This is a genomic window from Aliidongia sp. (assembly GCF_035943795.1).
Lineage (GTDB): Bacteria > Pseudomonadota > Alphaproteobacteria > ATCC43930 > CGMCC-115725 > Aliidongia.
This window is the reverse complement of the sequence record NZ_DASZBY010000043.1, coordinates 1-4,060: the sequence shown is the minus strand read 5'-3', so window position 1 is coordinate 4,060 and position 4,060 is coordinate 1. Positions and strand designations below refer to the sequence as shown.

Here is a 4,060-nt window from a genome sequence, read left to right as displayed (position 1 = left end):
CGTCTGAATCTTTTCTGAAACGTCGGCGGGCTGCCGGAAACGGCCGCCGGGCCTCTAACGAGTTGCCAGAGACGACTGGATGAGCCGCATCACCCTGTTCGCCGGAGTTCTTCGTGCGGCTACCGCGATGGCGCTCGTTCTTGGAGCGGCCGATAGCGTTGCCGCCGCGAAGCCCGCCGCCAAACCGCCTGCACCTGCTGCGCCCGCAGCGCCCGTGCAGCCTGCGGTAGGGCCGACGATTCAACACATCATCATCACCGGCACTCAGCGCATCGAACCCGCGACCGTGCTGTCCTATATCGCGCTGCGCGAGGGCGAGCCGTTCACGCCACTCGGTGGTGACATCGCGCTCAAGGCGCTCTACGGCACCGGGCTGTTCGCCGACGTGAAGATCAATTTCGACGTGGCCAAGTCGACGGTCACGATCGCGGTGGTCGAGAACCCGATCATCAACCAGGTGGACTTCGAAGGTAACGACAAGGTCTCGCAGAAGGACCTCGAGAAGGAAGTCCAGCTCAAGCCACGCATGGTGTTCACGCGCTCCAAGGTCCAGGCCGACGTCCAGCGCATCATCGAGCTGTATCGCCGCAACGGCAAATTCGCGGCATCGGTCGATCCGCAGATCATCCAGCGGCCGCAGAACCGGGTCGACCTGATCTTCGCCATTGCCGAAGGTCCATCGACCGGCGTGTCGCGCATCAACTTCATCGGTAACCACGTCTACAGCGACTCCGTGCTGAAGGGCACGATCGCCACCGAGGAGAGCGACTGGTATCGCTTCCTTGCCACCAACGACAACTACGATCCAGATCGCCTGACGTTCGACCGCGAGCAGTTGCGCCGCTACTACATCAGCCATGGCTATGCCGACTTCAACGTCGTCTCGGCGGTGGCCGAGCTGACCGCCGACCGGCGCAACTTCTACATCACCTTCACGGTGAGCGAGGGCGACAAGTACAACTTTGGCAAGATCCAGATCGACTCCAGCATCAAGGAGTTGACGGCTGCCGAGCTGCGGCCGCTCGTTAAGATAAATGACGGCGACGTCTACAACGCCGATCTCGTGCAGAAGGCGATCGATGCGCTGACCAATGCGGCCGGCACGAAGGGCTATGCCTTCGCAGAGGTCCATCCCCGCATCAAGCGCAATCGCGACACCCACACGATCGACGTTGTGATGAAGATCGATCAGGGACCGCGCGTCTATATCGAAAAGATAAACATCCTCGGCAACACACGCACGCTTGATAAAGTCATCCGCCGCGAATTCCGCCTGGTGGAAGGTGATGCGTTCAACCGTGTCCTGGTTGACCGCTCGCGAACACGCATCCGTGGCCTTGGCTTCTTCAAGGACGTGTCGGTCAAGCCGACGCCGGGCTCACAGCCCGACCGCACCAACCTGACAGTGACGGTCCAGGAACAGTCGACAGGCGAGCTCTCGCTCGGCGCCGGCTATTCGTCGACCAGCTCCTTCGTCGGCGAGTTCAGCTATACGGAGCGCAACCTGTTCGGCCGCGGTCAGTTCCTGCGGGCGTCAATCTCGGCTTCGACGATCTCCAAGGAATTCCAGCTGAGTTTTACCGAGCCTTACTTCCTCGATCGCGCGATCAGCGGCGGCATCGACCTCTACAAGATCGTGACCGATTACGATCAGGCCGATTATCAGGGTGACACGACCGGCGCCTCGATCCGCTTCGGTTTCCCGACGTCGGAGTACGGCAGCGTCGGTCTCCGCTACACCTACAAGATCGACGACGTCACGCCGTTCCCTGGCGCGCCGCTGCAGGTCCAGCTAGCGGGCGGCCGGTCGACGACATCCGAGGTCGGGTTCAGCTTCGGCTACAACACACTCGACGATCCGATAAAGCCGACCCGCGGCTGGGTGTTCTCGGTCGGACAGGATTTCGCGGGTCTTGGTGGCTCGCTCAAGTACCTGCGCACCCAGGGCAACGTCGCCTATTACCACCCGCTGTTCGGCGACTCGATGATCGGCTCGCTCAATTTCGAGTCAGGATTTATTACAGGCTATGACGGTCAGATCATCCCGATCCAGGAGCGCTTCTTCAAAGGCGGCGATTCATTCCGCGGTTTTGCGCAGGCCGGCGTCGGCCCGCGCGACACTGCGGTCAAGGGCGACACCGGTGCGGTGGGCGGCAATTTCTATGCGATCGGGCACGCCCAGCTGCGGCTGCCCGAATGGCTACCGCCTGACTATGGCGTGAATCTAGCCCTGTTCAGCGATTTTGGCACGGTGGGTAAGCTGGACTCGGTTGTCCCTCTTTGCCCGGTGCAGACGGCGTCCAGCAGCTGCATCAGGGATAATCTGGCGATGCGTGCCTCCGCCGGCCTTGCGGTCGCCTGGAAGTCGCCTTTTGGCCCCATTACGATTGACTTTGGCATCCCATTCCTCAAGACCAGCTACGACCGAAGCCAGCTCATCTATTTCAGCGCAGGAACAGGACTCTAGACCATGACGAATCTCTCGCGCACAGCGCGCGCCCTTGTGGCCGCCAGCGTGTTTACTCTTGTCGCTCCGGCCTATGCCGCGGGCCCGCCGCCGGCCGCCGGCACGCCTAACCCGAAGATCCTGGTCATCGATCGCGCCGCGATTCTCCGCGGGTCGGTCGTCGGCCAGAACATCATGAAGCAGGTGCAGGCTCTTACCGTCGCCGCCGAGCAGGGTCTGAAGGCCCGCGACGTCGCGCTGCGTTCCGAGGGCCAGGCGCTGCAGCAGCAGCTCGCGATCCTTGCGCCCGGCGTGAAGGCCGCAAAGATCAAGGCGTTCGAGGCGAAGCAGGCTGCGCTGCAGGCTGACGTCCAGAAGCAACAGGGCCTGATCCAGGGTGGCGTGCTCAAGGCGCGTCAGCAGGTTGAGCAGGCGCTCGGCCCGATCCTCCAGGCACTCATGCAGGAACGCGGCGCCAATCTGCTGCTCGACCGCAACGCAGTCGTGCTCGGAACGGTGAACGTCGACATCACCAAGGACGCGATCGCCCGCCTGAACCAGAAGCTTCCGACTGTGAAGGTTGCGCTGACGGCGCTGCCGCCGGGCGTCGCGCCCCAGCAGTAGCAAGCGCGGGCCGCGCGAGGTAGTTTTCCGGTCATGGCCGACCCTCGTTTCTACGACAATCGTGGCCCGTTCACGCTGGCCGATGTCTGCAAGGCGGTCGACACCGCCTTGCCGGACGGGGCGGACGGACGCGCGCGCATACAGGACCTGGCGAGCCTCTCCGGTGCCGGTCCGGATCACCTGACGTTCTTCACCGGCGGCATCGCGCTGGCCGCCGAGCTGTCGCAAACCGGCGCCGGATTCTGCCTTGTGCCGGCCAAGACAGCGAAGCCGCTACAGTACCGCGTCGGACTGACGGTCATACCCTGTGCGTCGGTCCAGCACGCCTTCGCCGCCGCTGCCCGGCTGTTCTATCCCGACTCCAGCCTGGTCGCGTGGTCGCAGCAGACGGCGGTCGATCCCACTGCCAGCATCGGCACACGCGTCATGCTCGCGCCGGGCGTCGTGATCGGTCCCGGCGCCGAGATCGGCGACAACACGCGCATCGGTCCCAACAGCGTCGTCGGTCGTGGCGTGGCTATCGGGAGGAACTGCGAGATCGGCAGCAACTGCTCGATCACCAACGCCTATATCGGTGACGAGGTTCTGATCCTTCCCGGTGCCCAGATCGGCCAGCCTGGTTTCGGCTTCGCGTCCGGCCGTCAGGGTCACATCAAGATTCCGCAGATCGGCCGTGTGATCGTGCAGGATCGCGTCGAGATCGGCGCCGGCACGACGATCGACCGCGGTGCGCTCGGCGATACGGTGGTCGGCGAGGGGACCAAACTCGACAACCTCGTGCAGGTCGGGCACAGCGCGCGGCTCGGCCGCCACAACATGATCGTCGGCCAGGTCGGCATCTCCGGCAGCTGCGAGCTCGGGGATTTCGTGGTCGTGGGCGGACAGGCCGGCATCGCCGATCATGCCAGAATCACAAGCGGTGTTCGTATCGCGGCACGAGCGGCGCTGGCGCCCGGTCAGGCGATCGACAAGCCCGGCGACTACGGCGGC

The 4,060-nt window shown here is 63.8% G+C and carries 3 protein-coding genes; all 3 read left to right on the top strand.

What is annotated here, in order from left to right; all coding sequences use genetic code 11:
- Nucleotides 1-79 precede the first annotated feature (79 nt).
- Nucleotides 80-2,467: an outer membrane protein assembly factor BamA gene (gene bamA / locus VGV37_RS07435; RefSeq protein ID WP_326879010.1), complete on the top strand. Its 2,388-nt coding sequence runs from the start codon at nt 80-82 to the stop codon at nt 2,465-2,467.
- 3 nt (nt 2,468-2,470) lie between these two features.
- Nucleotides 2,471-3,070, top strand: coding sequence for an OmpH family outer membrane protein (locus VGV37_RS07430; RefSeq protein WP_326879009.1), 600 nt, complete (start codon nt 2,471-2,473; stop codon nt 3,068-3,070).
- Between the two features lie 33 nt (nt 3,071-3,103).
- A partial coding sequence (gene lpxD / locus VGV37_RS07425) for a UDP-3-O-(3-hydroxymyristoyl)glucosamine N-acyltransferase (protein ID WP_326879008.1) occupies nt 3,104-4,060 on the top strand: 957 nt, incomplete at its 3' end.